This is a genomic window from Mesorhizobium sp. M1295, assembly GCF_040318135.1.
GTDB lineage: Bacteria > Pseudomonadota > Alphaproteobacteria > Rhizobiales > Rhizobiaceae > Mesorhizobium.
The window spans coordinates 1-2,596 of record NZ_JAMYLU010000067.1; the positions used below are offsets into that span (position 1 = coordinate 1).

A 2,596-nucleotide genomic window follows, 5' to 3' on the forward strand; every position below is an offset into this window, starting at 1 on the left:
CGTAAGCGCGAATTTCCCCGCACCTTTTGCTGTTGAGTGCTCTGATGCATGAGGTGTCCACCAAAATAGGTGGACACCTTGTGATGGAAGAAGATGAGCAGAAACTGCGGGTGAGGCTTGTCGGTCGGGACGGGCGACGCCGATACGACCCGGCATCGAAGGACCGTCTTGTCTCGGCCTGTCTTGAGCCTGGCGTGTCGGTATCGAGGCTTGCGCTCGAACATGGGGTCAATGCGAACCTTCTTCGGAAGTGGATAAAGAAGCGGGCGGAGACCCAGTCCCTCCCACAGCCCCCACCATCGGCGTTCATCCCGGTTCAGATTGAAAGCACTTCCGATCGGGCCTTGCTGCGACAGAGCAGCATGGCTGCGGTGGATTTGCCGGGGAGTTGCGATGGGGCACGTAGGTCGGCATCGAAAAGGACAGCGCCTTTTTCCTCTCCAGCCAAGGTGAGCGCGTCGCTGCCGAACGGCGTGAAGTTGACGCTGGAATGCGGTGATGTGGATGCGTTGACGGCGACCATCGGAGCACTGGGTCATGTTCAGACTGGGCGCTGACCTGAAAGTCTACCTGCACCGCGAGCCGATCGACTTCCGGGCCGGCATCAACAGCCTTGCGGTTCTGGTCCAAGAGACGATGGCGCTCGATCCGTTTGCTCCGGCGGTTTTTGCGTTCTGCAATCGCCGTCGCGACCGGATGAAGCTCCTGTTCTTCGATCGGTCGGGCTTTGTGCTGGTAATGAAGCGGCTGACCGAGGACAAGTTCCGGTGGCCGCGCCGGGAGGCAGCGGTGGTCACGCTTACGACCGAGCAATTGCACTGGATCCTCGACGGCATCGACATCGATGCGATGGTCCGCCATCCGGTGCGGCAATATCAGGTTGCCGGTTGAGGGCTCTCGAATTGAGCGGTTGACGCGGCGGCATGCTTTCGATTCAAGAATCTGATGAATCGACCCGGCGAACCGACTGTTGAAGCGTTGATGGCGCGTATTGCTGCGCTGCAGGCGCAGAACCGTCAACTCACCGAACGCGTCGTCAAACTCGAGGAAGAGCTGGCGCTTGCACGACTGCATCGTTTTGCGCCGCGCAGTGAAAAGCACATTGACCGCCTCTTCAATGAAGCCGAACAGGCCGCGGATGAGGACGCCGCCGACAACGAAGATGGCGGCGTCGTTGTCCTGCCGGACACGGGCTTGCCGGCGAGCGAAGGGGCGACGGGAAAGAAGCGCGGCCGCAAGGCCTTGCCGGAAAACCTGCCGCGCGAGCGCGTCGAGTATGACCTTCCCGACGATCAGAAGGCTTGTCCTTGCTGCCGTCACCAGATGCATCGCATGGGCGAGGCCGTTACCGAGCAACTTCATATCGAGGTGAAGGCGAAGGTCCTGCAGAATGTGCGGTTCAAATATGCTTGCCGTCATTGCGAGCGTACCGGCATCAACACGCCGGTCGTGACCGCGCCGATGCCCGCGCAACCCTTGCCTGGCAGCATCGCCACGGCTTCGACGCTGGCCTTCGCGCTCGTTCACAAATACGTCGACGGCACACCGCTCTACCGCCTGGCGCAGGCCTTCGAGCGCGCGGGCGTTCCTGTCAGCCGTGGCGCTCTGGGTCACTGGGTGATCGGCTCGAGCGAAAAGCATCTCGCCCGCATCTATGACGTGCTGAAGCTGCGGCTCAGATCGCAGCCCCTCATCCATGGCGACGAGACCACGGTCCAGGTGCTGAAGGAAATGGACAGAGAGGCCACCAGCACCTCGTACATGTGGGCATACCGGAGCGGCCACGACAGTGACGAGCCGATCGTGCTGCTCGATTATCAGCCGGGTCGCGGCCAGATACACCCGCAGACCTTCTTGGGCGATTACCGCGGCATCGTGATGAGTGACGGTTATTCCGCCTGGCGCACGCTGGAAGGGGCAACGCATCTTGGCTGCATGGCCCATTCCAGGCGGCGCTTCGTCGATGCCCTAAAGGCGAGGAAGAAAGGCGGCGGCCCGCCGGAACAGGCGCTCCGGTTCTTTGAACAGCTCTATCGGGTTGAAAGGCAGGCGCGGAACGAAATCCCCGATGACGGCGAAACGCGAGATCACTGCATTCGCCACTTCCGCCAGCAACATAGTGTCCCGATCCTCCATGCTCTCAAGGCATGGCTCGACGACATCGCCCCAAAAGTCTTGCCGGACAGCAAGCTCGGCGACGCCGTCTCCTACACCCTGAACCAATGGGGATATCTGACTCGTTACACCGAGGACGGCAGCATGCCGATCGACAACAATCTTCTCGAGCGTGACATCAGAATCTTTGCCACTGGCCGGAAAAGTTGGCTGTTCAGCGATACCGTCGACGGAGCCAGGGCCAGCGCCGTCATCTACAGCCTGATGTTGACCTGCCGCGCCTGTGGCGTCGAGCCGTTAGCGTGGCTGCGCCACGTCCTCACTGAACTACCTCAGCGCCCCGAGAACGCAGCCATCGAGGATCTGCTGCCCTTCAACTTCGCCAAAGCAACAGCAGCCTGATCAGACCAGATACCGTTCCCGATTCGAAGGCCATCCGTCGAAAGCCCCCGCGTCAACGTGCAGCGAAAATAGCGCTTAC

At 60.9% G+C, this 2,596-nt stretch carries 3 protein-coding genes; all 3 read left to right on the forward strand.

Annotated features, from left to right (window positions below; all coding sequences use genetic code 11):
- The first annotated feature begins 83 nt into the window (after positions 1 to 83).
- Genes tnpA through tnpC form a run of 3 tightly spaced genes read left to right on the forward strand, consistent with a single transcriptional unit; the run spans position 84 to position 2,517 of the window.
- Positions 84 to 557 carry an IS66-like element accessory protein TnpA gene (gene tnpA, locus NKH29_RS32470; protein ID WP_353001418.1) on the forward strand — a complete coding sequence of 158 codons (474 nt, stop codon included), beginning with the start codon at positions 84 to 86 and terminating at the stop codon, positions 555 to 557.
- Positions 538 to 891, forward strand: a complete 354-nt coding sequence (gene tnpB / locus NKH29_RS32475) for an IS66 family insertion sequence element accessory protein TnpB (protein WP_352469379.1) — start codon at positions 538 to 540, stop codon at positions 889 to 891. The genes tnpA and tnpB overlap by 20 nt, the downstream gene beginning before the upstream one ends.
- Positions 892 to 945: 54 nt before the next feature.
- Positions 946 to 2,517, forward strand: a complete 1,572-nt coding sequence (tnpC, locus tag NKH29_RS32480) for an IS66 family transposase (RefSeq protein WP_353001419.1) — start codon at positions 946 to 948, stop codon at positions 2,515 to 2,517.
- Positions 2,518 to 2,596 lie beyond the last annotated feature (79 nt).

Bases quoted from the DNA above. Each gene is read 5' to 3' on its own strand.
- tnpA (WP_353001418.1), top strand. From the start codon at position 84: ATGGAAGAAGATGAGCAGAAACTGCGGGTGAGGCTTGTCGGTCGGGAC.
- tnpB (WP_352469379.1), top strand. From the start codon at position 538: ATGTTCAGACTGGGCGCTGACCTGAAAGTCTACCTGCACCGCGAGCCG.
- tnpC (WP_353001419.1), top strand. From the start codon at position 946: ATGAATCGACCCGGCGAACCGACTGTTGAAGCGTTGATGGCGCGTATT.